At 47.3% G+C, this 24,154-nt stretch carries 24 protein-coding genes and 1 tRNA gene; 11 read left to right on the top strand and 14 right to left on the bottom strand.

What is annotated here, in order from left to right; all coding sequences use genetic code 11:
* Positions 1-41: 41 nt before the first annotated feature.
* Positions 42-632, bottom strand: a complete 591-nt coding sequence (locus tag J7I43_RS01000) for an RNA polymerase sigma factor (RefSeq protein ID WP_209142338.1) — start codon at positions 630-632, stop codon at positions 42-44.
* 145 nt (positions 633-777) lie between these two features.
* On the opposite strand from J7I43_RS01000, the gene J7I43_RS00995 reads away from it, so the two are divergent.
* On the top strand, positions 778-1,275 hold the full coding sequence (locus J7I43_RS00995) for a thioredoxin family protein (protein ID WP_209142336.1): 498 nt from the start codon (positions 778-780) through the stop codon (positions 1,273-1,275).
* Positions 1,276-1,310: 35 nt separating this feature from the next.
* Here the strand turns inward: J7I43_RS00995 and J7I43_RS00990 are convergent, their stop codons facing one another.
* Positions 1,311-1,700: a DUF1801 domain-containing protein gene (locus tag J7I43_RS00990; RefSeq protein WP_209142334.1), complete on the bottom strand. Its 390-nt coding sequence runs from the start codon at positions 1,698-1,700 to the stop codon at positions 1,311-1,313.
* A 126-nt stretch (positions 1,701-1,826) separates the two neighbouring features.
* Here J7I43_RS00990 and J7I43_RS00985 point away from each other — a divergent pair, with 126 nt between their 5' ends.
* The 4 genes from J7I43_RS00985 (at position 1,827) to J7I43_RS00970 (ending at position 4,563) form a co-directional block, all read left to right on the top strand.
* Entirely contained in the window at positions 1,827-2,576 is a 750-nt protein-coding gene (locus J7I43_RS00985; protein ID WP_209142332.1) for a hypothetical protein, read from the top strand.
* A gap of 405 nt (positions 2,577-2,981) precedes the next feature.
* Positions 2,982-3,344 (top strand): plasmid mobilization protein, encoded by a 363-nt coding sequence (locus J7I43_RS00980; RefSeq protein ID WP_209142330.1) that lies wholly within the window; start codon positions 2,982-2,984, stop codon positions 3,342-3,344.
* Positions 3,341-4,102, top strand: a complete 762-nt coding sequence (locus tag J7I43_RS00975) for a relaxase/mobilization nuclease domain-containing protein (protein ID WP_209142328.1) — start codon at positions 3,341-3,343, stop codon at positions 4,100-4,102. Before J7I43_RS00980 ends, J7I43_RS00975 begins: the two co-directional genes overlap by 4 nt.
* A gap of 212 nt (positions 4,103-4,314) precedes the next feature.
* A complete protein-coding gene (locus J7I43_RS00970) occupies positions 4,315-4,563 on the top strand; it encodes a hypothetical protein (protein ID WP_209142326.1) in 249 nt (82 codons plus the stop codon).
* A gap of 81 nt (positions 4,564-4,644) precedes the next feature.
* Here J7I43_RS00970 and J7I43_RS00965 read toward each other — a convergent pair whose 3' ends face one another.
* Positions 4,645-5,058 (bottom strand): hypothetical protein, encoded by a 414-nt coding sequence (locus J7I43_RS00965; protein ID WP_209142324.1) that lies wholly within the window; start codon positions 5,056-5,058, stop codon positions 4,645-4,647.
* A gap of 401 nt (positions 5,059-5,459) precedes the next feature.
* Positions 5,460-5,684: a hypothetical protein gene (locus tag J7I43_RS00960; protein ID WP_209142322.1), complete on the bottom strand. Its 225-nt coding sequence runs from the start codon at positions 5,682-5,684 to the stop codon at positions 5,460-5,462.
* Between the two features lie 658 nt (positions 5,685-6,342).
* Between J7I43_RS00960 and J7I43_RS00955 the strand changes: the two genes are divergently transcribed.
* Entirely contained in the window at positions 6,343-6,600 is a 258-nt protein-coding gene (locus J7I43_RS00955; RefSeq protein WP_209142320.1) for a helix-turn-helix domain-containing protein, read from the top strand.
* A gap of 436 nt (positions 6,601-7,036) precedes the next feature.
* Positions 7,037-7,873 (top strand): hypothetical protein, encoded by an 837-nt coding sequence (locus tag J7I43_RS00950; protein ID WP_209142318.1) that lies wholly within the window; start codon positions 7,037-7,039, stop codon positions 7,871-7,873.
* Here the strand turns inward: J7I43_RS00950 and J7I43_RS00945 are convergent.
* Complete coding sequence (locus tag J7I43_RS00945) at positions 7,870-10,161, bottom strand: AAA family ATPase (protein WP_209142316.1); 2,292 nt, start codon at positions 10,159-10,161, stop codon at positions 7,870-7,872. The genes J7I43_RS00950 and J7I43_RS00945 overlap by 4 nt on opposite strands.
* 447 nt (positions 10,162-10,608) lie before the next feature.
* On the opposite strand from J7I43_RS00945, the gene J7I43_RS00940 reads away from it, so the two are divergent.
* Complete coding sequence (locus J7I43_RS00940) at positions 10,609-12,132, top strand: recombinase family protein (protein ID WP_209142314.1); 1,524 nt, start codon at positions 10,609-10,611, stop codon at positions 12,130-12,132.
* Here J7I43_RS00940 and J7I43_RS00935 read toward each other — a convergent pair.
* Both J7I43_RS00935 and J7I43_RS00930 read right to left on the bottom strand, forming a co-directional pair.
* Positions 12,114-12,187: transfer RNA gene (locus J7I43_RS00935), tRNA-Met, on the bottom strand. The genes J7I43_RS00940 and J7I43_RS00935 overlap by 19 nt on opposite strands.
* A 38-nt stretch (positions 12,188-12,225) precedes the next feature.
* The gene (locus J7I43_RS00930; RefSeq protein ID WP_209142312.1) at positions 12,226-14,307 is read right to left on the bottom strand and encodes an alpha-ketoacid dehydrogenase subunit alpha/beta; all 2,082 of its coding nucleotides are present in this window, start codon (positions 14,305-14,307) and stop codon (positions 12,226-12,228) included.
* A gap of 79 nt (positions 14,308-14,386) precedes the next feature.
* Between J7I43_RS00930 and J7I43_RS00925 the strand changes: the two genes are divergently transcribed.
* The gene (locus J7I43_RS00925) at positions 14,387-14,821 is read left to right on the top strand and encodes a MarR family winged helix-turn-helix transcriptional regulator (RefSeq protein WP_209142310.1); all 435 of its coding nucleotides are present in this window, start codon (positions 14,387-14,389) and stop codon (positions 14,819-14,821) included.
* A 71-nt stretch (positions 14,822-14,892) separates the two neighbouring features.
* Here J7I43_RS00925 and J7I43_RS00920 read toward each other — a convergent pair whose 3' ends face one another.
* The 4 genes from J7I43_RS00920 to J7I43_RS00905 form a co-directional block, all read right to left on the bottom strand.
* Entirely contained in the window at positions 14,893-15,504 is a 612-nt protein-coding gene (locus J7I43_RS00920) for a fumarylacetoacetate hydrolase family protein (protein ID WP_209142308.1), read from the bottom strand.
* A gap of 196 nt (positions 15,505-15,700) precedes the next feature.
* Positions 15,701-16,276 (bottom strand): aminoacyl-tRNA hydrolase, encoded by a 576-nt coding sequence (gene pth, locus J7I43_RS00915; protein ID WP_209142306.1) that lies wholly within the window; start codon positions 16,274-16,276, stop codon positions 15,701-15,703.
* A 96-nt stretch (positions 16,277-16,372) separates the two neighbouring features.
* The gene (locus J7I43_RS00910) at positions 16,373-16,963 is read right to left on the bottom strand and encodes a 50S ribosomal protein L25 (RefSeq protein ID WP_209142304.1); all 591 of its coding nucleotides are present in this window, start codon (positions 16,961-16,963) and stop codon (positions 16,373-16,375) included.
* Positions 16,964-16,999: 36 nt separating this feature from the next.
* A complete protein-coding gene (locus J7I43_RS00905; RefSeq protein WP_209142302.1) occupies positions 17,000-17,950 on the bottom strand; it encodes a ribose-phosphate pyrophosphokinase in 951 nt (316 codons plus the stop codon).
* A 121-nt stretch (positions 17,951-18,071) separates the two neighbouring features.
* On the opposite strand from J7I43_RS00905, the gene radC reads away from it, so the two are divergent.
* Positions 18,072-18,806: a RadC family protein gene (gene radC / locus J7I43_RS00900; protein WP_317197054.1), complete on the top strand. Its 735-nt coding sequence runs from the start codon at positions 18,072-18,074 to the stop codon at positions 18,804-18,806.
* A 172-nt stretch (positions 18,807-18,978) separates the two neighbouring features.
* Here the strand turns inward: radC and J7I43_RS00895 are convergent, their stop codons facing one another.
* Positions 18,979-21,000, bottom strand: coding sequence for a T9SS type B sorting domain-containing protein (locus tag J7I43_RS00895; RefSeq protein WP_209142298.1), 2,022 nt, complete (start codon positions 20,998-21,000; stop codon positions 18,979-18,981).
* A gap of 94 nt (positions 21,001-21,094) precedes the next feature.
* On the opposite strand from J7I43_RS00895, the gene J7I43_RS00890 reads away from it, so the two are divergent.
* Positions 21,095-22,087, top strand: a complete 993-nt coding sequence (locus J7I43_RS00890; protein ID WP_209142296.1) for a Gfo/Idh/MocA family protein — start codon at positions 21,095-21,097, stop codon at positions 22,085-22,087.
* Between the two features lie 246 nt (positions 22,088-22,333).
* On the opposite strand, the gene J7I43_RS00885 is transcribed toward J7I43_RS00890, so the two are convergent.
* Positions 22,334-23,017 (bottom strand): 2-C-methyl-D-erythritol 4-phosphate cytidylyltransferase, encoded by a 684-nt coding sequence (locus J7I43_RS00885; protein WP_209142294.1) that lies wholly within the window; start codon positions 23,015-23,017, stop codon positions 22,334-22,336.
* Positions 23,018-23,096: 79 nt separating this feature from the next.
* Positions 23,097-24,146, bottom strand: coding sequence for a tRNA preQ1(34) S-adenosylmethionine ribosyltransferase-isomerase QueA (gene queA / locus J7I43_RS00880; RefSeq protein ID WP_209142292.1), 1,050 nt, complete (start codon positions 24,144-24,146; stop codon positions 23,097-23,099).
* Positions 24,147-24,154: the final 8 nt, after the last annotated feature.

Below are 24,154 nucleotides of genomic sequence, written 5' to 3'. Positions count from 1 at the left end.
GACAGCCAGCCGCGCGTTTAGGGGGGTATGCGGGGAAAAAATTACGAAAAATAAAATTCCAGGAGCAGGAGTAATATCAGCGCATCGTGCTCGTGCAGGGATTTGCGCAGGGAAGCCAGCGCTTTAATGATATGTTCCTTCACCGTGTCGCGGCTGATCTGCATTTGTTCGGCGATCTGTTCGTAAGTGAGCCCCTGTTCCCGGCTGAGCAGGAAAGCGCGCTGCTGCCTGGGCGGAAGCCGCTCGATGGCCGTACGAAGCCGTTGTTCGAGCTGCTGGTAGTCCAGGTCGTGCTCTTCGCCCGATGTTCCGGGGGAATGGTGCAGCTGATAGGCCCGGTATGCCTCTTCCACTTTTTGGCGGGACAGGCGGTTGATAATGAGATTCCTGGCCGCGATGAACAGGAAAGCTTTTACATTTCCGATGTTGCGGGCCTTTTCTTTGGTTTCCCAAAGCCGGGTAAATACTTCCTGGCTGATATCTTCCGCCAATGCCGGGGATTTGGCGATAACGAGCGCGGCCGAATAAACGGCCGGCCAGTATTTGTTGAAAATAACGGCAAAGGCCTGTTCGTCTCCGGTAGCTATGTGCTCAAGCAGTTCCTTTTCGTTGTATGACTGGTTGATGGGCATTTTCCGTTTGCTGTGGAATGCAAACTATAATAAAAAGTCAGAAATCAGAAGATCGCCGTTCAATTAATTCCGCACTCTTCTCCTGGGGGCCGGAGAATTGTGTGACTAATATTTCCCTTAACTTGCCGGGAAATCAATATCGACCATGAAAAAGATCACACTCGTTTTTTGCATGCTGTTGCTATGCGGCGCCGCCGTCTTTGCACAAACCTCCACAAAACCCACACTCTACCACCCGGAAGCCGATGCCAAAGCAGACATTGAAGCCGCCGTAAAAAAAGCGGGCGCATCCGGTAAACATGTTTTTCTGCAGATGGGCGGCAACTGGTGCAGCTGGTGTATAGCGTTTGAAAATCTCGTTCAATCCAACGACACGTTAAAAACATTCCTGGAGCAAAATTACGAAGTGGTGCATGTGAACTATAGCAAGGAAAATAAAAACGAAGCCGTGTTCGCATCCCTCGGCCACCCGGAGCGTTTCGGCTTCCCGGTGTTCGTGATCCTGAATGAAAAGGGCGAGCGTATACACACGCAGAACTCCGAGTATCTTGAAGAAGGGAAAGGGCATAGCAGCCGGAAAGTGCTGCAGTTTTTTAAGCAGTGGTCGTGGAAGGCGGTGAATCCGGCGGAAAAACCAGAGTAGCGATTATTTCTGTTATGATAATAATTTGATACGGATTAGGATGCTTTCGTGAAAGTGCGGTCTAATCTGATCGCTTCTTTTAAAAGCTTTTTTATTGGCCTGTCATCAATCTCTTCCGGCTCCAGGTAGATTTTATAAAAGATCTGCTTGTTGGTTCCATGTGACAGAAAATGATCGGGATCGTTTAATTTGTGCCCGTACCAGAAACCTAAAAGAACTCCTTTTTTGATGCCTCCACGTGGGACGGCGGCAGGCCAGATAATACATATCCCTTTGTTGCCATAAAAAAATGGGACATTGTATGAGATCTTTTCTTTGCAATATCCCGGAAGCGTTTCAATAATTATCTGGCGCAAAACGTCTACAATTATTCGTTCGTTTTCGGGAAGGATAGAAAAGAGATCGACAAGATTTCTGATTTTCATTGGGATTCGAATTGAATTTTGGCAGGGCATATTTTAGGTAAGTTAAGAAATAATAATATGGGGCGGGAAAAAGGATTAATTCAAATAAGAACATTTGTATTCCCACTTGTTAAATCTCCCAAAACAATGATAAAATACCTTCTTTCGATAAGTCTGATACTCGTTAGTCATTTAGCCTCCGGCAGCTGCATCCGCCATGCATCCGGAATTTCTCCCGCCAGCGCAAAAGTTATCAGCACCATATCCGCTCAGGTAAAAAGGGCTGTTTCAAGAATGGCAACCACTCCGGCTCTCCCTGTGCCGAAAGGATACAAAATTACCGGCCGCATCGGAGGCGATCTTAACAGTGACGGAATTCCAGACAGCGTTCTGATTTTGAAAGCAACATTAAAAGACCGGTTGGAGAATAACGGAGACGGCAAAACAGTGGACAGGAACCGGCGTGGATTGATCGTATTTTTAGGAATGAACGGGCAGTTTAAGAAGGTGACTGAAAATCTGAACTGTTTTTCCTCCGAAAACGAGGATGGCGGGGTATATTTCCCTCCTGAACTTTCCGTTGAGATCGGCCGCAACAAGCTGTATGTACATTACCGGCATGGCCGGTACGGCTACTGGAAATACACGTTCAGACTTCGGGGATCGGACTTTGAACTTATCGGTTATGATGCAAGCAACAATACCGGTCCGAGAATCGACCGGCAGGTAAGTATCAATTTTTTAACCAAAAAGCGAATGGAGCGGATCAACACCAACGCTTCAGCAGAAGGCGGAGATGAGGTCTTCGAGGAAAAATCGAACGATATTTCTTTGGAAGGCCTGGCCAGGCTTTCGCAGATAGAAAATTTTGACAACCTTGAAGAAGGTGGATGGTAAAGAGTAGAAGATGGACTGCCCGAAATTGAACAGTCCATCAAAAATTTGGAAGAAATTCAACGATGTAGCGGGGATGGGAGATTGTTTGAACACCTGATGGAGCTGGCGGAGGTATTCACGCCGATCATCGAAGCCCTGCCACCTGATACCGTGAGCCCCTTAAACGTTTGCAAATGAGCCATTTAAAACAGAAATCGGCTTTCCGGTTCGATTTTTCTTTTCACCGGCGACTTTACACAAATTCCTACACAGCAGCCCTCCCCTCTTCCCGGGTTGCCCGATGAAAGAAAAAGAATTTTGGTAATAGCCAGCTATGTTTTGACTTCGTCAAAACGCGCTGGCTCCCCTCATGCCTACGGCATTCGGGGAGGGTTATTGATTACGTTTTGTTCTTAAAAGTATGCGATGCAAGTGAAGAGAAACAGGGGCGGAAGGCCGCGTAAGCAAGTCAAGAAAACCGAGCAACTGGCGGTGATGTGTACGCCGGTAGATCGGTTAGTAATTAAGGCAAAAGCAAGGGAAGCTAACCTCACCATTTCGGAATATCTGTTACAGGCAGGAAAAGGATCACCGATAAAAATCAAACACATTCCGCGAGAGATCCTCCAATTCACCGGGAGGATAAACCACACTGCCGCGCTCCTCAACCAGATGGCCCGGAAATTAAACTGCGGGCTTTCGCTTGGTGAAATGGAGCGGCTACTGCTGGTTTCCTGCCTTGAAACGTTGCAAAAACTTTCCTCGGAAATCAAATCCAGCCTGCCATGATCGGGAAAATTATTATCGGGAAGAGCTTCAAAGGCTGCATTAGTTATTGCCTCAGCCCGAAGCAAGGCCAAGCCGAACGGGCGGAAGTGATTCATTACAATAACTGTTATGGCGATAAAAACGCGCTGATCCGGCAGTTTGAGGAACTGAGGGGGCATAATCCCAAATTGGGGAAGCCCGTCATGCATGTGATTTTGAGCTTGGCGCCGGGAGATAAGGTTCGCCCCGGACTAAAAGAGGCAATTGCCCAGGAGTGCGCGGAGGATTTAGGGTTTGCTGACTGCCAGTACCTCGCTATTTCCCATAATGACACCCAGCACCAGCATATTCATATTATTGCCAACCGCGTCCGTTATAATGGGAAGACGGTTTCGGACAGTAATAATTACCGGCAGATCGTGCGGTTCTGCAGGAAGATGGAGCAAAAATTTAATCTTACTAAAGTCCTGAATCCCCGCCGGTTTCTTTCCTCCGTAAACCAACTGATTCCTCGAGAGGACCAGCGGAGAAATGCTTTGAAACGTGCGGTAAGTAAGGCGGTACTTGAAGCAAAGGACTTTAACTCTTTTCTTTCACTGATGAAATTAAGCGGGTATGAGGTGGATAAGGGTCGGGGGATTGCTTTTGTAGATGCCCAAAAGGTAAGGATGAAAGGTAGCGAGATTGGATATTCCTTGCAGAGCATTCGGGGCAAACTTCAGCAACTAAACAGCCAACGACTTGTCGCCCCAATGCCACATCGGCTCCGTTTGAGATAACTAATTGGATGAATTAATCAATCTGTCTATTACTTGGGTACAAATGCATTCTAAGAAATAGTATTAATCCTTTTATTTGAAACTCTATCCACAAGGCATCCGAATAGAATGGAGCAGAAGTTATTTTCGACATACCAACATAGTTAGTTTTTATTGCCTAATGTAACTTCATTCCCTCGCGTAAGTTCCAGATAAAAAATGTATATTTAAATATGGATTTACATAGCATAAAAACAACTTGCAACGCCTACATAAACAAAAAAAAGGGTTACAGCGCTGAAATAGATGATTACAAAGAGGAAAATGGAGTTATTACTTTCGAGGTTCGAATTTTAAAAAATGGAGCTTTTAGAGCTACCGAAACGCTGAGAATTATCAGAGCTTCTGAGCTCACATTGGAAAGTCAGTTTCTCTCCAAGATTGAACGTTTTCTTGCATTGGTAGAAAACAATCGCTATTAGTCTTTTAAATTACTTAACCATCTTATATTTTCTAACTCCCTTAATACAATTCATCCCTTCATTTTAACTAATGGGTGGGACTTATTTACACCAGAAAAACTTGTATAATTCTACGGCGTAGTATAAAGCAGCGATACCAGAAAATATGACCAACCAGAATGTTAATCTATTTAGGTTTTGGGAGTTATTAACCGTTATTTTTGCGATGTTAGCGCTCAATTTCTTTTCTTCATCTTCTATAACGTAGCCGTCAAACACCAATCCCTTAAAAGTAACATTGTATACTTCCTGACCGCCCCCAGCAGGTTGCATTCTACTTACATAACCATCAGCTTCCAGTCGCTTTAGAATCTCTTTTAGCAATGTGATATTAATCTTCAGTTCTGGCGTTCTTGTTACAAAATTTTCAATGTTGTGATAACCATAATAGCCTCCAGTAGAAAGTTTATCCTTTAACCAAAAGAATACAGCATCTATTTGAGCAAGAGGATTCATAAGTATTGGATTAGGTTAAGAGTGTTGCCGATAAGATAGGGATAAACCTTATACCATAGACTCAGCGGCAGTAACATTTCAATGAGTGATGACCACCAAAAATAGAAAAAAATCTAGGCTCGGCAACACAGGACAAATTTATAAAAAACCCCGCTTAATTATACACGTATAAAAAAATAACAAAACATATTGACCGATAAGGGGAACTTTCTAGAAAGACCTGTCTAAGTAATTTGTAGTTTACACAAGTCGGGGAAGGGACTAATACCGCCCCTTCCCCCTCCCCCTTCCCGGCAGGGGTTTCCAAACAATTTCCCCTCCCAGTGAAAATAAAAAGCCCCCGGCGCGGATTGCGCCCGGGGGGATTTATTATTCCGGGGAAGTGCGGCTCTTCCTATGTTTTATTCATAAAACCTGTCCACGAGCGCCCCAAGCAATTCGATCATGAGCAACTTATCCGCACGTTGTTTCCTATCCCACATATCCGCATGCTCACTACCCATTGCAGCTATCAGCAACTCCCATAATTCAGATTTCACCTTTTGGGCCGACGGGTAGGTATCTACAAAATCCCGTACAACCTCGCTTTTCATTGGTTTTTGCTTTTGTTTAATCTTTGCGCTCATGGTACAAGTTTTACGACTATGGCCTATTTACAAGACTCCAGAGCCTTCGACAAGACGGCCCGCATTACGGCAGAAATTTCCTCCGCCTCGAGATGTTTTAATCTGGCATTGCGCCGTAGCCGATCTATATAGCCGGTTTCCGTCCAGTTGACCCGTTCGCATAAAGTGATGCGAAACTCCTTAGCCAGGCTTATGATCAAGTGGTGCGCCTCATAGAGGATGTTAGATGTGTTACTCGGTTCTGTCATAGCGTATTATTTAAGAGGTGATAGTTTACTAGCTATGAGACCGGTGAGCGAAGGGCAAAAAGAAACGCGGCACTCAACTCACCGCCGGGAAGCCCCTTGGAAAGGCTATGGACAGGCAAGAAGAGCCCGCGCTTTAACGCGAGCTTTCTCCTTTTCCTCTCATCCATTTTTAACTTTCCAAGGTTTTCCCGGTGAGATTCAAAGAAGCGAGCTTCAAATATTTTAGAAGTCGCTAAAATACAAAATTTGGGCTGCAGGCAATGAATCCACACTCATTTTGCAGCATCCCAAGTCAAATATAGAAAAATAAACTCGAAAAGCTATTATTTAATTCCCGTTTTTTAAATACATCTATATGATATGATCTATATAAAAGTAATTTTATAGGTGGATTTTATTTTACTTCGTATATGGCACGTAGAAAATCAATAAAAGAAATTGACACCGAATTCGAAGCCTTTAAAACAAAGGTTGGTGAACGTATGAAGGAGTTGCGACTTGAACGAGGATATAATAGCTACGAACAATTTGCTTTTGATAACGATATAGGAAGAGCACAATATGGAAAGTATGAGAGAGGAAGCGAAGACCTTAGACTGAGTAGCCTTTATAAGATTTTAAAAGCTATGGACATTAGCTTTACCGATTTTTTCAAAAGAATTAATTAAATGCCCAAAAAGCCCCCATTAATAAATATTCTTACTTATAGGTTACCGAGGAGCCTGTCGACACAAATATATAACGAATACCAGGACAGGCTAAGAGAAGCGGTTTTTATAATAGAAAATTCAAGGAGGTATGAAAGCTTACAAAAAAACATGTCTGCCGTCGAGAATTTACTTGCTTTATCAATCTTTCATAAACGAGTAATTTGCAGCCTTGATGGCGCGACCAAGTTTCATACTACTATAAGTAAAAAAAGTTCATCTGATACTATAACTATTGGTAGCTACAATTTCACAAAAGTAGAGAAGAACAAAATTACTGGCCTTTTAATTGGTTATCGAAACCTACTAGCTAAGTATTCGCTTACCCCCAACCTGATGGACTATACATTCACGAAAGACTTTCTTTTTAAACTTGTTACCTATAAAAGCCTTTTGGATGCCAACAAAGAAAGCAACTGATAATAAAATTGTTCCTGAGAAAAAGTCAGCAAAATCCCCTTTTAAAGACCAAACTGAATTAGAAGATGATATTAAGTCGTTCATCAATAAGTATAAGTCGACCGTTATTAATCATGCAACTAGGATAAGTGATTTTTTTGAAATGAGTTGCTACAACCTTATTGTACAATATTATGAGCATTTGGGATATGAAGTAACAATACAAAATCTCAAAGATGGGAAGTATAGATATAAATGCTCGCCCTCTGGCATTCAAAGCAATTTTTCCTATTTCGAAATTAGCAAAAAGGTTGGCCGCAAGAAGTTTTCTTTTGAAATCCAACACAATCTAGCTGTTCAATCCTCATTTGATGACGAAATTTTTGTTACACCGGACATTTCAATTATCCGTAAAAATTCCGCTAAAGAAACAATCGAATATTATGACACAAGGAGAAAATTCTCGTATGTCTTGAATAAAGATTTACTTACCTTCTTCGAGGTAAAACAATTCAATCCCTTTCCTGAACTTATTTTCAATTTTATTGGGATCGTAAATGAGCTAAAAAAATCAATCCTAAAAAACAAGCTCTCAACAACCATTCCCGCCCATTTAGCCCCGTCTTTGATGATCTCCGGTAAACCCAATAAACCAACAAAAAAAATAAAAAAATCTCTTGAAAAAAGATATTGTATAAATATTATCTATGACATATTTGATTCTGGACACCATACATTTTCCAAAGATGGACATATCGATTTAAGACAATTCGGAGAAAATTCATCGTCTTCCAAAGACGAATCGGAAAATGACCCATTTGACCTTCCATTCTAACTAACTCCAATTGCTTTCTTTAGCGACTCATAGTGCATCTGATCTTTCTCTAAAAGTTCAACAAACTCCGCTAAGGCATCGGGTAGATTCATGAGCATCTCATCATGATGTGAGATTTTATCAAAGTTAGTAAAGTGTGAAAAGTGATGAAGTAACTTGAGGCTATTGGGCTCTCCAAGCAATTTCTTTAAGCGAGAATCGATCTCTTCAGTAGAATCTGGCAGTTTGAAACTTGTGTAAATCTCTAGAAATCTCCTTACCGCATTGGGGATCAATATTACTCTCTCATCTGTTGGTAGACACCCATCTGCATAATATCTATAAATGATATCAAAAAGATAGATATACTCTGATTTATAAGCAGATAGGGCTTTCGGCAAGTCTTGTATTTCTGACTCATCAGCACCTTTTCTATGGATGAAATAATATGCTATTCTTTTATTATTTCCCCGAATCCTATTCGATTGTTTTAAAAATCCGTAAAATTCAAAATTGTGAGTTGAAATAAAAAGCTGCCTACAACATTCAACATAAGCATTGGGATTCTCAGGATCTAGGTTCTGCCTGAAAAAGAAGCTATTGATTACACTATAAACATGTGATATGTGATTGGAATCCAGACTGGAAATAGGATCATCAATAAACACAATAGTATTCTTAAGTTCGTTGTTTCTATGCAAACTTTCCAGAGAAACCAAGAAATAAGCGAACGAAATTGCCGTCTTCTCTCCTTCACTTAAATGATCCGCCACTTTCTTCCCGCGAACAAGTTTAAATTTATCATCAGGAGTAACTTCAATAGAAATATTCTTCTTATTTAGAAATTTCTGAATGTAAAAATTCAACTGTTCTTTTCCGGCAGCAATACTTTTGAGTTGGCTTTCTAATTCCTGATTCTTTTTGAGAACCTTTTCCACATAGCATTTATATCGCTTAATCCAATTATTCGCCCGATCACTTTTCACCTTGGCATCTAAATAATCATTTTCCTTCAAAAATTTTGCAACTAGATGTTTTTTATACTTCTCTCTGGCCTCATTTTGTTGAGTTGAGAAATTTGTTACAATTAAATTGTGATTTGTTATGAGCGAATTCAATTCATCAGCCCACCCCGAAATAGCAGATTGAGCTTCATCATCGTATTCTTTCGCATCAATAGACACGAAAAGGTTTTCACCTTCCTTTCTTTCCAATTCTGTTAGTAAGTAATGTAGGTACTTAATTCCCTTACTTGAAATGTCTTTATATTTATCCTTTACTGTTGCTACATCAGACTGAAGCGAATCTGTAAAATCCTGTACACTATAGGGAAAAGCATAATTTTCAATCTCGATAATCAGGCTATTGATTTTAGTCCTTGTATCTCCAATTTCAGTTTTAACTTTTGCGGCAGCATTTGAGAAGAAAGCATTTAACCGTTTTAGTCTTTCTGCATCCAAAGTGCTATCACAAAATTGACATTTATCCTTTGTTGAATGTATATGTACCCCTTGTTTTACCCATCGATAAATATCTTCTTGACTGCTCACTAAATCCTCTACTTCTGTCTTTTCCGGGCTTTTATTAAGGATATTCTTCACTTCATGGTATAAGCCAGGTATCTTCAATTGCGACTTCTTAGGTTCAAGCTCCGATTTGGAATTTTTAGCTATTGAGGCCTTTCTCAGGCTTTGGACTTCACTTTCGGATAAAATAATATATAATTCCAGATTGTTGATTACATCTGGTACAATCTTAGAAAGATGCGACTTTGTAAACTCGATAGAACTGTCAAACAGATCGTTTTTTATTCGCTTTGCCTCTGCCGTAAATTTTGTGCCAGTAAGTTCAACGAAACTATCCACATCGTTTTTCAAGTGACCTATTTTCCCTAAATCAACTTTCCCACCGTTGACAACCTCTATTTTCCTCCGATTCTCTTCTATTTCTTCTCTCAGCTTGACGTTCTCACCGACATCAAAAAGTATTGCATTTAATTTCTCATTTTGCTCCCAGCTTAAATTCTCTTTAATATATTCAGAATTAAATACTTCTACCCTGAAGTCAATATTATCTAACTCGCTGTGTTTTATACTCTTCCCATCACAAATCAAGGTAAACTCTGCATCTTTAAATCCGCTATGCAGTTCCCTATTCTTTAAAGAGGTAAATATTCTAGATAGAGTTGTCTTTCCCGAGTAATTCGGTCCGTAAATGAGATTTCTGGCTTGAAACTCTTTCAATGTTGTTGGCCAAGCATAATTTGTATAAACTCCAAAATTCTTGATTGAAACAATTTTTTGTATCATTTTTCATTGTTTGGGTAGGGACTCAAATACAAGCTTTTCAAATTGTTTCGATATGGGTAAAATTTGGGGTCACGCAATATAATACTTTCCCTTGATAAGATTCAATTTTATGACAGTCAGCCACATACATGTTTGCGAATAATCAAAAAAGTAAAAATAGGTTCAATATTCCTTCAGAATAATTTATAATTGAATTTATCTGAACTGATTTAAACTGAATTCCATTCATAATCGCCCACCAGATTGAATTTTAACAGTTTTTCCCAAAGAAAAATTTGGAACCCGCCCCCTCCGCAACGTATATTCGTCATCCCACACTCCACTGCATCTCAGCAGCCAGTTTATTATTCTCCACAATATAAACTCCGGGCATATGACTCAAGAAGAGAAAGAATTTTGTGAATTAGTGGCCTGCATCATTGTTGAACTCATTTTAAACGAAACGTTATGATCGCAATCGGGTATGTTCGCATCAGCACGAAGGACCAGTCCAAATACTCGCTGGACTATCAAAAAAACAGCATCAGGGATTATTGCAAGCGGAACAAACTGGAACTCGTCAACCTCTTCGAGGACGACGGCGAAAGCAGCTACACCTTCGACCGCCCCGACTGGATCGCCCTGGAAGACTTCATCAAGAAGCACAAAGGCAAAGTCCAGTACCTCATCGTCATGGATCACGACCGCTTCAGCCGGAACCTCCCGGAAGCCCTCAACAAAATATCCCATCTGGAAATGAAATTCGGGATCAAGGTACTGGCGACAAACGAACCCATCGACCTCGATCCCTCCGATCCCAACGTCTTCATGACCCGGGCGTTCAAATACATGATGGCTAATAACGAGCTTTTCAACATCCGCCGCCGCACCTCTGCCGGGATTCGCCAGGCATTGGAAAGCGGCCGTTTCGTAAACCGCGCCCCCTTCGGATATAAAAACGTAAAAGCAGAAGGTGGGAAAGGCTTCATTGTAATCGACGAGGAACGCTCGTTCATCGTGAAAAAGATCTTCCGGGATTTCCTGATGGGTCACCCGTTCGGGCAAATCTGCAAGGAAGCCCGCGCCCTCGGGTTCACCTATTCTGGCAACTCCGCCATCCCGCGCATCCTCAATAATCACCTATATGCCGGACTGATAAAAGTTCCCGCCAGCAAACAAACCCCGGAGAAAATAATCTCCGGCATCCATCAACCGATCATTTCGGAAACGGAATTTTGGCGCGCACAGGAATTGCTGGGCAACATTAAACCCATCAAATGCATGCCGGTGGATGAGGTGCCTTTACGCGGCATCCTCACCTGCACCTGCGGCCTCAACATGACCGCAGGCAAAAGCAAAGGCAAGCGGAAATACTACAATTACTACCGCTGCCGCGTCCATAATAACCTGAACTTCTCCGCGATCAAAGTCCACGATCAACTGGATAAAATCCTTGACTTGTGCAGCTTCAAGCCGGAACAAACTACCTACATCGCAGAGAAAGCAAAGGAAAGAATGAACGAAGCCCTGGCCGAAAGAACCCAGCAAGTAGCCATAAAAACAAAGGAATTGGAGGAAGTAATCCGCAAGATCGAGAAGAACGAAGAACGGTTTATGGAAGACATGATCGAACCGGAAACGTACCGGAAGTGGCACAAGAAATTCCAGATTCAGAAAGCGTTACTCACCGAAGAAATCAATTCCCTCACGCGCAACCGCCACGAAAAACTGGAAAAACTTTTCCAAGTTCTCCCCTACTTAACATCCCTCAAAAGTATTTATCAAAACGCCGGCGTCAGGCAGAAACATCATCTGTTGCGTGGGGTGTTCAAACGTGGGCTCACATATCGCGAAGGGGCATTTAGAACACCCTATCTCCATCCTGCCTTAATACATAACGAAGTGACGCTCAAAGAAAAAGGGCTGCTCTTTGTAGAGCAGCCCTCTGGTGACTTAGGAGATTCTCCCATTCGTAGCGAGATCGGGAGTTGAACCCGAGACCTTTGGGTTATGAATCCAACGCTCTAACCACCTGAGCTACCTCGCCAGTTTTTATTTTGGAAGGCCAAAGATAAAAAAGGAAACTTAATATTCCAGTATTTCACGCACACAATCCGTTACTTTCTCCGCCGTCGGCAACATCTCTTTTTCCAGTCCCATATTCAGCGGAACGGCCGGCAGGTCCATCGCCCCAAGCGTGTACACCGGCGCGTCCAGCCAGCGGAAACAGGTTTTGGATATTCTCGCAGCAAACGATTCGGCGAAGGAATTGGTGAGCTGTTCTTCCGTAAGCACAAGACATTTCCCCAGTTTGCGCACCGAAGAAAAAACGAGTTCCTCATCCAGCGGGTATAACGTGCGCAGGTCGATGATCTCCACGCGGCCGGGGAATTTCGCGGCGGCGGCTTTCGCCCAGTATACGCCCATGCCGTAAGTGATGATGGTCATGCCTTCGCCCGCTTCCAATACGGTATTGCCTTTGCCCAGCGGCAGCACATAATCGTCGGAAGGCTCGATGGTCATGGCTTCCTGTGTGCCGGGCACTTTGCTCCAGTAAAGACCTTTATGTTCAAGCATCACGACCGGGTTGGGGTCTAGGAAAGCGGCTTTCATCAAACCTTTCAGATCGGCGGCGTTGGAAGGGTAACAAATTTTGATGCCCTTGACGGTCAGCAAAGTGCTTTCGATACAGCCCGAATGATACGGACCTCCGCCGCCATAAGCGCCGATGGGTATGCGGATGAGCGTTTGCACGGGAAATTTGCCCATCGATAAATAACAGCTTTTTGATATTTCGGTAACCAGCTGGTTGAAACCGGGATAGATGTAATCGGCGAACTGTACTTCCACGATGGGTTTTACGCCTACGGCTGATAAACCCGCGGTACTGCCGATGATGTACGCTTCCTGGATGGCGGTGTTAAATACGCGGTGATCGCCGAACTTTTCGGCGAGCGTGGCCGCTTCGCGGAAAACGCCACCCAGCCTGCGCCCTACGTCCTGCCCGAAAAGAATTGCTTCGGGGTGCGCGTGCATGATCTCTTCGATGGCATGCAGCGCGGCGTCTACCATCACCACCTTGCTGCCCCCGGAAGGCGTGCGGGCACCCGTTTCGGCGGTAATGGGCGTGGGCGCGAACACGTGATCTTTGACGGTGGAAGGCGCGGGATCTGCGCTGCTCACGGCTTCTTCAAACGCTTCGTTTATGGCGAGGATGGCCTCTTCTTCTATCAGCCGGATGTCCGAATCGTCTGCCAGCAATTGTTTCAACCGGGGCAGCGGGTCTCGGGAAAGATGTTTGTCGTAATCTTCCGCGGAGCGGTACCATTCTTTCCGCACGCCGGAAGTATGATGGCCGAGCAAAGGCGTGGTGGCATGAACAAGCACGGGCTTACGTTCGGTGCGTACGTAACGGATGGCCGATTCCATGGCATGATAACTGGCTTCGAAATCGCTGCCGTCTACCCGGATGCGCTCCAGTCCTTTAAATCCCGCGGCGTATTCGTAAGCGTCCATCACCCGGGCTTCGCCGGCGCTTACGGAAATGCCCCATTCATTGTCCTGCACGAGGTAGATAACGGGAAGCTCTTTCAGTACGGCGAATTGCAGCGCCTCGCTCACTTCCCCTTCCGTAACGCTGCCGTCGCCGAGCGAACAGAGCACGACGGGTTTGTTCCCAGTGTTGAGCAGACCAACGTTTTCCAGATATTGCACGCCTTGCGCCATACCCGTGGTGGGTATCACCTGCATGCCGGTAGCGCTGCTCTGATGCGGGATCATGGGTTTGCCGGGCCCGCGGCTGCTGGGGTGACAATAATACGATCTCCCCCCGCTAAACGGGTCTTCCGCTTTGGCAAGCAATTGCAGCATGAGCGTTTTGGGCGCGTAGCCCATGGCCAGCATCATACAATCGTCCCGGTAATAAGGGCTTACGTAATCATATTCCTGCAACAGCAGGCCGGTGGCGATCTGGATGGCTTCGTGCCCCGCGGAGGTGGAATGCACGTATTTGCAGATGGCGCGGTTGGCTTCGTATTTTTCCGACATGGTGCGGGCGGTGAACATGATGCGGTAGGCCCTGAGCAGGAGGTGCTGAAAATCCTTGTCCTGCTCACGATGAGTAATGGTGGCTTTAAAAGTCGGTACGCTTATGTTATCTTTAAGCACGTAACAGAGTTTTGGTGTATGAAGAGCCAGACTTAAAATTAGTTGCTATAACAACTATTGCTACTGCAAATTAAATAATATGCACGACACTTTTGTAAGCAATCCATCTTTTTTTAAGCTGGATGCTACGCTGAAAAAGATCCGTAATTACTGGCAGAAGAACTTCGATGCCCGGCAGATGGACATTACGGTGGACCAGTGGTTGCTGGTCGAGAACCTGTACAAACATAAACGTATAACCCACAATGAGTTAGCCCGTCTTACTTCGAAAGACATCACGACCGTTTCGCGTATTATCGAATTATTGGTGAAAAAAGACCTGGTGGAAAGACAAGGGTCTACAGACGACCGCCGGAAGGTATTCGTGCAATTAACCCCCCAGGGCGTAAACAAGTATAAGGAAGTTCGTCCTTTGGTGCTGGAAATGAGGAAAACAGGCTGGAACAACCTGAGCGAAACGGATTATAACGAGCTGACCCGCATCCTGGATGTGATCTATGCGAACATCCCATAAAAAGAAAAAATTAAAAAGGAGAAAGCCCGCGTTCTTCACTTTTTAATTTTTTCTTTTCCGGGGAGGGAAAATTACTTTACCATGAATTCAAGCAGGCTGTCGTTTTCAATAAATGCTTCGAGGGTATCTCCGATCTCTACGGGTCCCACGCCTTCGGGAGTGCCGGTGAACACAAGGTCCCCGATGTTGAGCGTGAAAAATCTTGAGATATAGGCGATGAGCTTATCGAAGGAAAACAACAGGTCTTTTGTATTTCCCTGTTGCGCAAGTTCTTTGTTCTTGTACAGGCAAAAGTTCAGGTCTTTCAGGTCTGTTGTTTCGGTAATGGGAACAAACTTGCCTACCACGGCTGAATTATCGAACGATTTGGCGATTTCCCAGGGCAGTCCTTTTGATTTTTGTTTTTCCTGGAGGTCCCTGGCTGTGAAATCGATCCCAACGGAAATGCTGTCGTAGTACTTACCGGCGAATCTTTCCTGAATGTGTTTCCCGTTTTTTGAGATCCGCAATACCAGTTCGCATTCATAATGAAGGTTATCCGTGAACTCCGGATAATAGAAAGGATGGTTGTTTTGCAGCAGGGCATTCTTTGGTTTCATGAAAATCACGGGTTCGGAGGGCACTTCGTTCTTCAATTCTTCTGCATGTTTGGCATAGTTTCTTCCAACGCAGATAATTTTCATAATGCGTGTGTTTTGTAAGGTTAATAAAGCCTATGGTTTGACCCATAGTCCACAATACATTGCCCACTGTGCGATCTGTCATCGGGATTGTCGGTTTTTCAATGCTCCGGCGATATAACGATCAGTGGTACACGGATCATGACCTATAGCGGTTAAGGTAGGGGTACCTTTCAGGCATGAAATATACAATTTACTTCTATAATGGAAAAGTAAGGTTGTTATAATTGTTCATAGATCGTTGTAAACCAATAGAACCGAAACTCTCGATCGCTTCCGTGCATTTATCGATCTTTTGCTGCACCACGGGCTCTTCTTTCGCGCTCCATTTTCCGAGCACGTAATCTACCTGCCGGCCTTTCGGAAAATCGTTGCCGATGCCGAAGCGCAGGCGGGGGTACTGGTTGGTGCCGATGGATTCCTGGATGCTTTTAAGGCCGTTGTGGCCGGCGTCGCTGCCGCCGGGGCGGAGGCGGATAACGTCCAGCGGCAGTGCGAGCTCGTCCAGGATCACCAGGATATTTTCGAGGGGCACTTTTTCCTTGTCCATCCAATACTTCACGGCTTTGCCGCTGAGGTTCATGTAAGTGGTCGGTTTGATCACGACAAAAATGCGGCCTTTCCATTTTACTTCCGCGACATCGGCCAGCCGGTCGCTCCGGAACAGGGCGCCATGTTTGGCGGCGAATGCGTCCGCCACATCAAAACCGATATTATGACGGGTATGATGGTAATCCGTTCCGATGTTTCCTAATCCTACAATCAGATATTTCATACTACGATTGTTACGCGGTTTGCGATAACGGGATGCCAAAAATAAAAAGCCCGGCTGAAATTACGCCGGGCTTTATTATATAAATATTTTGCCTATTTATTTTTTCTTGGCATCCTTTTCAGCAGCAGCTTCTTCCTGTTTCAGCTGACGCGTCATAACAACGGAAGCAACCGGGATACGGGGAGAGTTGAGGATTTCGATGCCTTCAGCTTTCACGTCTTCCACACGGATGTTTTCGTTGAGGTCGAGGTTGGTGATGTCCACTTCCAGGTTTTCGCGCAGGTCTTTCGGCAGCGCTTTCACTTTCAGGGATTTCATTTTCACTACCAGTTTACCGCCGCCTTTAACGCCAACGGACTGACCGGTGAGTTTCAGCGGCAGGGTGGCTACCACTTTTTTGTTTTCCACCAGTTCCAGGAAATCCACGTGCGTGAGTTCGTCGGTAACGGTGTCGAACTGCAGGTCTTTCAGGATGCAGCGGAAGGTTTTGCCGTCCACTTTAACTTCAGCAAGCTGGAAGTCGGGCGTGTACACCAGGCTTTTGAAAGCAGTCGCAGGAGCTGAGAAGCTCACAGTTTCCGCACCCCCATAAATAACGCAAGGCACTTTTTCCTCAGAACGGAGAAGGCGGGTGGCTTGTTTGCCGAATTCGCTCCTGAGTTGTCCTTCGATGGTTATTGTTTTCATTGTTTAAACATTTATTAGATAAAAGAATACACTTGTTTATTGCATCCGGCGGTTGCTGTGAACGAACAGGCTCGTAATGGACTTGTTCTCGTGCATGTTGCGGATGGCCACTGCAAAGAGGTCCGCCACGCTGATCACTTTCACTTTCGAGCTCTGCTGTTTGAGCGGGATGGTATCGCATACCACCAGTTCTTCCAGCACCGAATTTTCGATGTTCTCGTACGCCTTGCCGCTGAACACGGGGTGGGTACAGAACGCCCTTACGCTTCTCGCCCCTTTTTCCATCAGCAATGCGGCCGATTTGGTAAGGGTGCCCGCCGTGTCGCAGATGTCGTCTATCAGCACAATGTCCTTGTCCGTCACATCTCCGATCACCACCATCGAAGCGATTTCGTTGGCGCGTTTGCGGTGTTTGTCGCAGATCACCATTTCGGCGTTGAAATAACTGGCCACTTCGCGCACACGGGTGGTAGAACCCACATCGGGGGACGCAAAGGTAAGGTTTTTCAGCTTCAGATTCTCAATATAGGGGATAAAAATGGCCGAGCTGTCCAGGTGGTCTACCGGGATATCGAAGAAACCCTGGATTTGCGGAGCATGTAAATCCATGGTAATCACCCTGTTAGCCCCTGCCGCGGTGAGCAGGTTGGCGATCAGTTTGGAGCCGATGGCTACGCGCGGTTTGTCTTTCCTGTCTTGCCGGGCAAACCCGAAATAAGGAATAACAGCCGTAATATAGCCTGCGGAGGCGCGTTTTGCAGCGTCTATCATGAGCAGCAGCTCCATGAGATTGTCAGAAGGCGCACTGGTGCCCTGTACGAGGAAAACGTAATGGCCGCGGATGCTTTCCAGAAATACCGGCTGGAATTCGCCGTCGCTGAATTTCTGAATATTCACCTTACCCAGACCGTTTCCATACCTGGCGGCGATTCGCTCTGCCAGTGCGGGATTACTGTTCCCTGTGAAGATTTTTACCGATGGATTCATGATAAAGAAAGAGGTGCAAAACTATGATTTTATATGGGATATGCGGAAAAAATAAGGGAAAATGTGGAAAAGAAATTGCTAAAAAAATTAGCAAACCGGAAAGAGAATTGTAAATTGAAGTATGGAAAAAAGGATGTTTGTTAACCCGGGGCTGTTGGCCCCTATAAGCACATATCTGCCGATCTCGCGCTGGGCGGAGGGAGACCGGCCTCATGAAAAACTGGTTCAGAAGGGTGCGCGTATGCTCAGTCGTGCCGAATTGCTGGCGATCCTGATCGTTTGCGGCACGAAAAAACGGTCCGCCGTATCGCTGGCCCACGAGATCCTCGACAGCTGCGGCAACAACCTGGCGGAACTGAGCCGGCTGGAGGTAGCGCAATTACAGCGTTTTCATGGTATCGGCCCAAAAAAGGCGGTAAGGATCCTGGCGGCGCTGGAACTGAGCAGGCGCAGGCAGATCGACCCGCTGGCGAGCGGGCAGCTAGTGCGCACGGCCCGCGAGGCTTCGACCTGGCTGCGGCCGTTATTGGCCGATCAGCCCTTCGAAAGTTTTTACGTGCTTTTTCTCAACCAGGCCAACCGCCTGCTGCACCACGAATGTATCAGCACGGGCGGCATCACCTCCACAACGGTCGATCCGCGGGTTGTTTTCAGGATCGCGCTGCATCACAAGGCCACGCGCCTTTTCCTGGCGCACAACCATCCTTCGGGCAACCTGCGCCCCAGCCGCGCAGATATAAGCCTTACGCGCAAAATGAAAGAGGCCGGCATCATGCTCGACATCCAGGTCGTAGACCACATCATCGTGACCGACGGCGGTTATTTCAGTCTCCTGGAGGATGGATTGATGGATTGAGGGTTATGCTTACCTGGCCAGCCGGAGCGTAAGCAGGAAACAGCTGGCGGCTAAAATAGCCGGAAGCGCAGGCGGGAAATGATGGCGCGTTAAGGGGGCCCAGGCGTAAATGTCTGCTGGCGAAGGCAGTTATTTCAGTCTCCCGGAGGCAAGTGAATGGATTGGGAAAACGTTATCGCAGCAGCGTGGCCACACCCTTCTGGAACACGCGTTCCCCCAGTTCAGTGTCCGTGTATTCCAACACCCAGGCATAAGTGCCCACGGGCGCAGGAGAGCCGTTGATCTTGCCGTCCCATTTTTGCGCCCAGTTGCGGGATTCGAACACCAGCTGGCCGTTGCGGGCGAACACCCTGAACAGCAGGTCAGCCGTTTTATAGCCGTTCAGCGGATAAAGAAAATCGTTGACGCCGTCGTTATTCGGCGTAAAAGCAGTAGGCACCGCCACCCGGCAGCTGGGGACCGTCTTCAGCGTGTGCACCGCCGTGTCTTCGCATTGCAGGTTGTCCGTTACGATCAGCCTGACCTGGTACACCTGGTCGCGGGCGGTCATCGGGAAACGGAAAGGCTGCGGCGTTACCAGCCGCGTGCCCGGCCCGAAGCCAAAATCCCAGCGATGACCGGTAATATTACCCGTGCTTTCGTTCGTGAAAGTGGCCAGGTCCAGCGGGCAAAGCACCGGCGTGCCTATTGTAAACGCAGCGATCAGCGTATTGTCCAGCAGGATATTTTCGGTGTGTTCCGCTTCGCAAACGCCGTTGCTGACTTTCAGCGTCGCTGTTTTCTGGCCGAATACGGTGTACACTTTCACAGGTGATTGTTCTGTGCGGGTATCGCCGTCTTCGAACGACCAGTTCCATGTGTTGACGCCGTGCGCGCCGTCGTGGTGAAGGAAAATGGTATCGTATACGCAATCCAGCCGCACGCGGTTGTTGAATGTTGCATTCACGGTGTCTTTCGTGGTGAAGGGCACCATTTGCCCCAGCGCGGTTTCAACGCCGCACTCGCTGATGAGCGTATTGCCGTCTGCGCCGCGGATAAGGTCGATCCGGTAATTGCCCTCGAGGTATACCGGGCCGTTGAGCAGCAGGTCGATCGTGTCCGTCAGCTGCCCTGAACATTTGGTGCCGGCGGCTACCACCGCAACGGCAGGGCCTGTGCCGGTGATCCTGAAATCGCTGCCGTCTGCGGCCACCGAGCTGCAGCGCACCGCATCGCTGAGTAAAACGCGGATCATGTCCGGCTTGCAGCCAACCGGCGCGATCCTGTCAAAAGGCACGGCCTGTGGAACAGGCACGTTAATGGCGATGCTGCGGCCCGCGGCGATGGGATTGTCGCAGGCGTCGAGCAGGGTGTTGCCGTCGCTGCCGGTTTTTACCTGCAGCGTGTAATTTCCTGCGGGCAAAGGCCGGTCGAGCGTAAGCACTACCGAATCCATATCGAAGCCATTGCCGCAGTTCACGCCGGCGGCGCTGGTCACCACCGCGTTGGTGCCCGCGATCAAGAAGTCGCTGCCATTGGCGGCCAGCGTGTTGCAGCGGAACAGTTTATTGAATTTAACGGTGATCCGGTTATTGAGGCAGCGGTACGCTGCGCGGGTAAACTCACCGGGCTTCGGATCGGTGATCACGGCGCTGCCGCCGCCGAAAGCCAGTTCGTAACCGCTTTGCGTATTGGTGAAATGGCTCACCAGCAGAAGATAATCGTGCCCCACCTGCAGGGTGGGCATGCTGCTCCATTTGGGATAAGCCCTGCCTTCGCAGTTCATCAGGCGCGTACCGGTGTTGTTCGCCCCGGTAAGCCCTTCTATTTCACTCCAGTTGCCCGCCACCTGGATGCCCGGATTGGTGTACACTTCGTCAAGGTTCCGGCCGGTAACGTCGAACAATTGCCAGTCGTAGTCGTCGCTCAGATCGTTGGGCGTAATGGTGAAACCCAGCGTGCCCGCCTGGTAACAGGTGAATTTGTACCAGAAGGGATTTCTGTCGGTGAACTCGGTAGGCGGAACAGCATCGCGGCAAGACGGCATGTTGATCTTCCGGCCGGCGCACAACGGAACAGACGCCTGCTTCAGTTCCTTGGTGCCGCATATGGGAAAGGCGCTTTGCGGGGTTTGCCCTATCTGGGTACAAGCCTGCGCCGCGGCAATGTGGGCTGTCAGCATCAGGGGGCATATGACCAGGAAGAAAAAACGCATGGATAAGATTGAGGCAATATGAATTAATATATAAAGTAATAATATGCGCTTTTGTTACATTTGCAAGAATTTTCTATAAAAAATCAATCAAATCATGCTCAAAATAGGCTTGTTCGGTGTAGGGCATTTAGGCAAGATCCATTTATCCCAGCTTGCGACAATGAAAGACGTGGAAGTGGTGGGATTTTGTGACCCGAGCGACGATAATGCACAGGGCGTTCACGACCAGTACGAACTCAAGCGTTTCGATTCCGCGGAAGAACTGATCATGGCATGCGATGCGATCGACATCGTTGCCCCTACCACCCAGCATTTCAAATTGTGCGAAATGGCGATCCGTAACGGTAAACACGTGTTCGTGGAAAAACCCATGACCAACACGATGGAAGAAGCCAAGCTGCTGGTGAAACTGGTGGAAGAAGCCAATATCAAATTCCAAGTGGGGCATGTTGAAAGATTTAATCCCGCGTTCCTTGCATTAAAAGGCGTGGAGCTCAACCCAATGTTCATTGAAGTGCACCGCCTGGCCGAATTTAATCCGCGCGGCACAGACGTAAGCGTGATCCTCGACCTGATGATCCACGACATCGACATCGTGCTGAGCATCGTGAAGTCCAGCATCAGCCGTATTTCCGCCAGCGGCGTGGCTGTAATGAGCGACACGCCCGACATCGCCAACGTACGCATCGAATTTCACAACGGCTGCGTGGCCAACCTCACTTCCAGCCGCATCTCCCTCAAAAAAATGCGCAAAATGCGCCTCTTCCAGAAAGACGCTTACATCGGCATCGACTTCCTGGATAAAAAAACGGAGATCATCAAACTCAAAACTCCCGCGGACGAAGGGCTCTTCACGCTGGACATCGCTACCAACAACGGCAAAAAGACCATCGCCATCGCCAACCCGGAAATCAGACAATCCAACGCCATCCGCATGGAGCTGGAACTTTTCCGCGACGCGATACTCGAGAACAAACCGGTGCCTGTGAACGTCATAGACGGTTTTCAGGCGCTGGAAGCCGCGCACCAGATCCTGCAAAAGATCGGGAAAGGGCAGCAGCCAACCGGAGTAACCGGAACGCTGTAACACTGCGGCTTTCATCCCGTTCCTCAAACCTCAAAGATGAAGACAATCTTATACTCAACGCATCAACGACGGCCTGGCATGTTACGCCTGCCACTGCAAAACCGGCCTGGAAATCAGGGTTGGCGTAAACGTAGATGATGTGAAAAAAGCGGAAGACCCGGGGTTCAGGAAAAAATAAGGTAAGGCATGCTTCGTAATTGTTCCCGCGGCATAATACCTGTCCAAGAAAACACAGGTCGGATCCCCCTACAATCCATGCCCCGAAAGAAACGCATTCGCAACCGCAATATCCACCGGGCGGGTGATCTTGATATTCTGCTCCTCCCCTTCCACCAGGTGGATCTCTTCACCGGCCCTTTCTGCCACGCTGGCCTCGTCGGTAAATAAAGGATCGTACGGCTGGTCGAAAGCAGGCAGTAATATTTCAGACAGGAACGTTTGCGGCGTTTGTATAATGCGGAAGCGGCTGCGGTCTGCCGCCATATTCCCTTCATCGTCCACTTCACGGAGACTGTCTTTCATTTCCACGGCGGGAATGGCATTTCCTTTCGCCAGCGCGCCTTCATAACAGCGGCGTATCAACGAAGGGCTGAGCAACGGGCGCACCCCGTCGTGCACGAACACCACCGCCGGCTGGCGGATCGTGTTCAGGCCGTTCTTTACGGAATGGAAGCGGGTTTCGCCGCCGGGCACGATCGTAACGGAAGGCGGGTGGTCGAAAGCTGTGAGCAGCGTGGCAATATAAGCCTGGTGCGCCTCGGGCACCACCAGCACGATATGCATATCGTTATACGCCTGCAAAAAAGCGGAAACGGTATGATACAACATTGGCTTTCCGCCGATCTCCATGAACTGTTTTGGCGTGGCGCTGCCCATGCGGGTGCCGGAACCTCCGGCGACGATAACGGCTACTTTGATCCTGTTGGCCATGAATACGAAGTAAGGCAATTTTTATAAAAAAAGGCAAACAGCGTGATACTGTTTGCCTTTCCGGTAATGTTGCGTTTCATCAGATGATGAGCATGGCATCGCCATAGCTGAAAAAGCGGTATTTTTCCTTGATGGCCTGCTGGTAGGCTTCCATCACGAGATCGTACCCGGCAAAGGCGGAAACCATGATGAGGAGGCTGGTTTTGGGCAGGTGGAAGTTGGTTACCAACGCGTTCGGGATGGAGAAGTCGTACGGCGGGTGGATGAACGTGTTCGTCCAGCCCTCGGCTGCTTTCAGATGGTTCTGCGCGGTTACGGACGATTCCACGGCGCGAACGCTGGTGGTGCCGATAGCGCAGACCTTGCGGTTCTCTTCTTTGGCCTTGTTCACGATCTTCACGGCAAATTCATCGATGTGGAAATATTCCGCATCCATTTTATGCTTGCTCAGGTCTTCCACCTCAATGGGGCGGAAGGTACCCAAACCGGTGTGCAGCGTTACTTCGGCGAACTTCACGCCTTTGATCTCCAGGCGTTTGATCAATTCGCGGCTGAAGTGCAAACCGGCGGTAGGCGCGGCCACGGCTCCTTCGTACTTGGCGTAAACGGTCTGGTAACGCTCTTTGTCATCTTCTTCGGGTTTACGTTTGATGTACTTGGGCAACGGTGTTTCGCCCAGACTGTCCAGCACGGCTTTGAACTCTTCGTCGTTGCCTTCGAACAGGAAACGGATGGTACGGCCGCGGGAAGTTGTGTTGTCGATCACTTCTGCTACCAGGCTCTCGTCATCTCCAAAATACAGCTTGTTGCCCACCCTGATCTTCCTTGCGGGATCAACGATCACGTCCCAGAGACGGTTCTGCTTGTTCAGCTCGCGGAGCAAAAACACTTCGATCTTGGCGCCGGTCTTTTCTTTACGGCCGTAAAGGCGCGCGGGGAACACCTTGGTGTTGTTCACTACCATCACGTCTTTGTCGTTAAAATAACCGAGAATGTCTTTGAAAACCTTGTGCTCAATTTTACCAGTGGCGCGGTTAACGACCATCAGGCGGCTCTCGTCTCTTGTTTTGGAAGGGTGTTGTGCGATCAGGTTTAAGGGCAGATCGAACTTGAATTGTGATAATTTCATATTACGGT

It is taken from the genome of Chitinophaga chungangae (genome assembly GCF_017742215.1).
GTDB lineage: Bacteria > Bacteroidota > Bacteroidia > Chitinophagales > Chitinophagaceae > Chitinophaga > Chitinophaga chungangae.
The sequence above is the reverse complement of the archived record's forward strand: the minus strand, read 5'-3'. Positions and strand labels throughout refer to the sequence as shown.

Excerpts from the sequence above, each read along its gene's own strand:
- J7I43_RS01000 (WP_209142338.1), bottom strand. The coding sequence starts at position 632 with ATGCCCATCAACCAGTCATACAACGAAAAGGAACTGCTTGAGCACATA.
- J7I43_RS00995 (WP_209142336.1), top strand. The coding sequence starts at position 778 with ATGAAAAAGATCACACTCGTTTTTTGCATGCTGTTGCTATGCGGCGCC.
- J7I43_RS00990 (WP_209142334.1), bottom strand. The coding sequence starts at position 1,700 with ATGAAAATCAGAAATCTTGTCGATCTCTTTTCTATCCTTCCCGAAAAC.
- J7I43_RS00985 (WP_209142332.1), top strand. The coding sequence starts at position 1,827 with ATGATAAAATACCTTCTTTCGATAAGTCTGATACTCGTTAGTCATTTA.
- J7I43_RS00980 (WP_209142330.1), top strand. The coding sequence starts at position 2,982 with ATGCAAGTGAAGAGAAACAGGGGCGGAAGGCCGCGTAAGCAAGTCAAG.
- J7I43_RS00975 (WP_209142328.1), top strand. The coding sequence starts at position 3,341 with ATGATCGGGAAAATTATTATCGGGAAGAGCTTCAAAGGCTGCATTAGT.
- J7I43_RS00970 (WP_209142326.1), top strand. The coding sequence starts at position 4,315 with ATGGATTTACATAGCATAAAAACAACTTGCAACGCCTACATAAACAAA.
- J7I43_RS00965 (WP_209142324.1), bottom strand. The coding sequence starts at position 5,058 with ATGAATCCTCTTGCTCAAATAGATGCTGTATTCTTTTGGTTAAAGGAT.
- J7I43_RS00960 (WP_209142322.1), bottom strand. The coding sequence starts at position 5,684 with ATGAGCGCAAAGATTAAACAAAAGCAAAAACCAATGAAAAGCGAGGTT.
- J7I43_RS00955 (WP_209142320.1), top strand. The coding sequence starts at position 6,343 with ATGGCACGTAGAAAATCAATAAAAGAAATTGACACCGAATTCGAAGCC.
- J7I43_RS00950 (WP_209142318.1), top strand. The coding sequence starts at position 7,037 with ATGCCAACAAAGAAAGCAACTGATAATAAAATTGTTCCTGAGAAAAAG.
- J7I43_RS00945 (WP_209142316.1), bottom strand. The coding sequence starts at position 10,161 with ATGATACAAAAAATTGTTTCAATCAAGAATTTTGGAGTTTATACAAAT.
- J7I43_RS00940 (WP_209142314.1), top strand. The coding sequence starts at position 10,609 with ATGATCGCAATCGGGTATGTTCGCATCAGCACGAAGGACCAGTCCAAA.
- J7I43_RS00925 (WP_209142310.1), top strand. The coding sequence starts at position 14,387 with ATGCACGACACTTTTGTAAGCAATCCATCTTTTTTTAAGCTGGATGCT.
- J7I43_RS00920 (WP_209142308.1), bottom strand. The coding sequence starts at position 15,504 with ATGAAAATTATCTGCGTTGGAAGAAACTATGCCAAACATGCAGAAGAA.
- pth (WP_209142306.1), bottom strand. The coding sequence starts at position 16,276 with ATGAAATATCTGATTGTAGGATTAGGAAACATCGGAACGGATTACCAT.
- J7I43_RS00910 (WP_209142304.1), bottom strand. The coding sequence starts at position 16,963 with ATGAAAACAATAACCATCGAAGGACAACTCAGGAGCGAATTCGGCAAA.
- J7I43_RS00905 (WP_209142302.1), bottom strand. The coding sequence starts at position 17,950 with ATGAATCCATCGGTAAAAATCTTCACAGGGAACAGTAATCCCGCACTG.
- radC (WP_317197054.1), top strand. The coding sequence starts at position 18,072 with ATGGAAAAAAGGATGTTTGTTAACCCGGGGCTGTTGGCCCCTATAAGC.
- J7I43_RS00895 (WP_209142298.1), bottom strand. The coding sequence starts at position 21,000 with ATGCGTTTTTTCTTCCTGGTCATATGCCCCCTGATGCTGACAGCCCAC.
- J7I43_RS00890 (WP_209142296.1), top strand. The coding sequence starts at position 21,095 with ATGCTCAAAATAGGCTTGTTCGGTGTAGGGCATTTAGGCAAGATCCAT.
- J7I43_RS00885 (WP_209142294.1), bottom strand. The coding sequence starts at position 23,017 with ATGGCCAACAGGATCAAAGTAGCCGTTATCGTCGCCGGAGGTTCCGGC.
- queA (WP_209142292.1), bottom strand. The coding sequence starts at position 24,146 with ATGAAATTATCACAATTCAAGTTCGATCTGCCCTTAAACCTGATCGCA.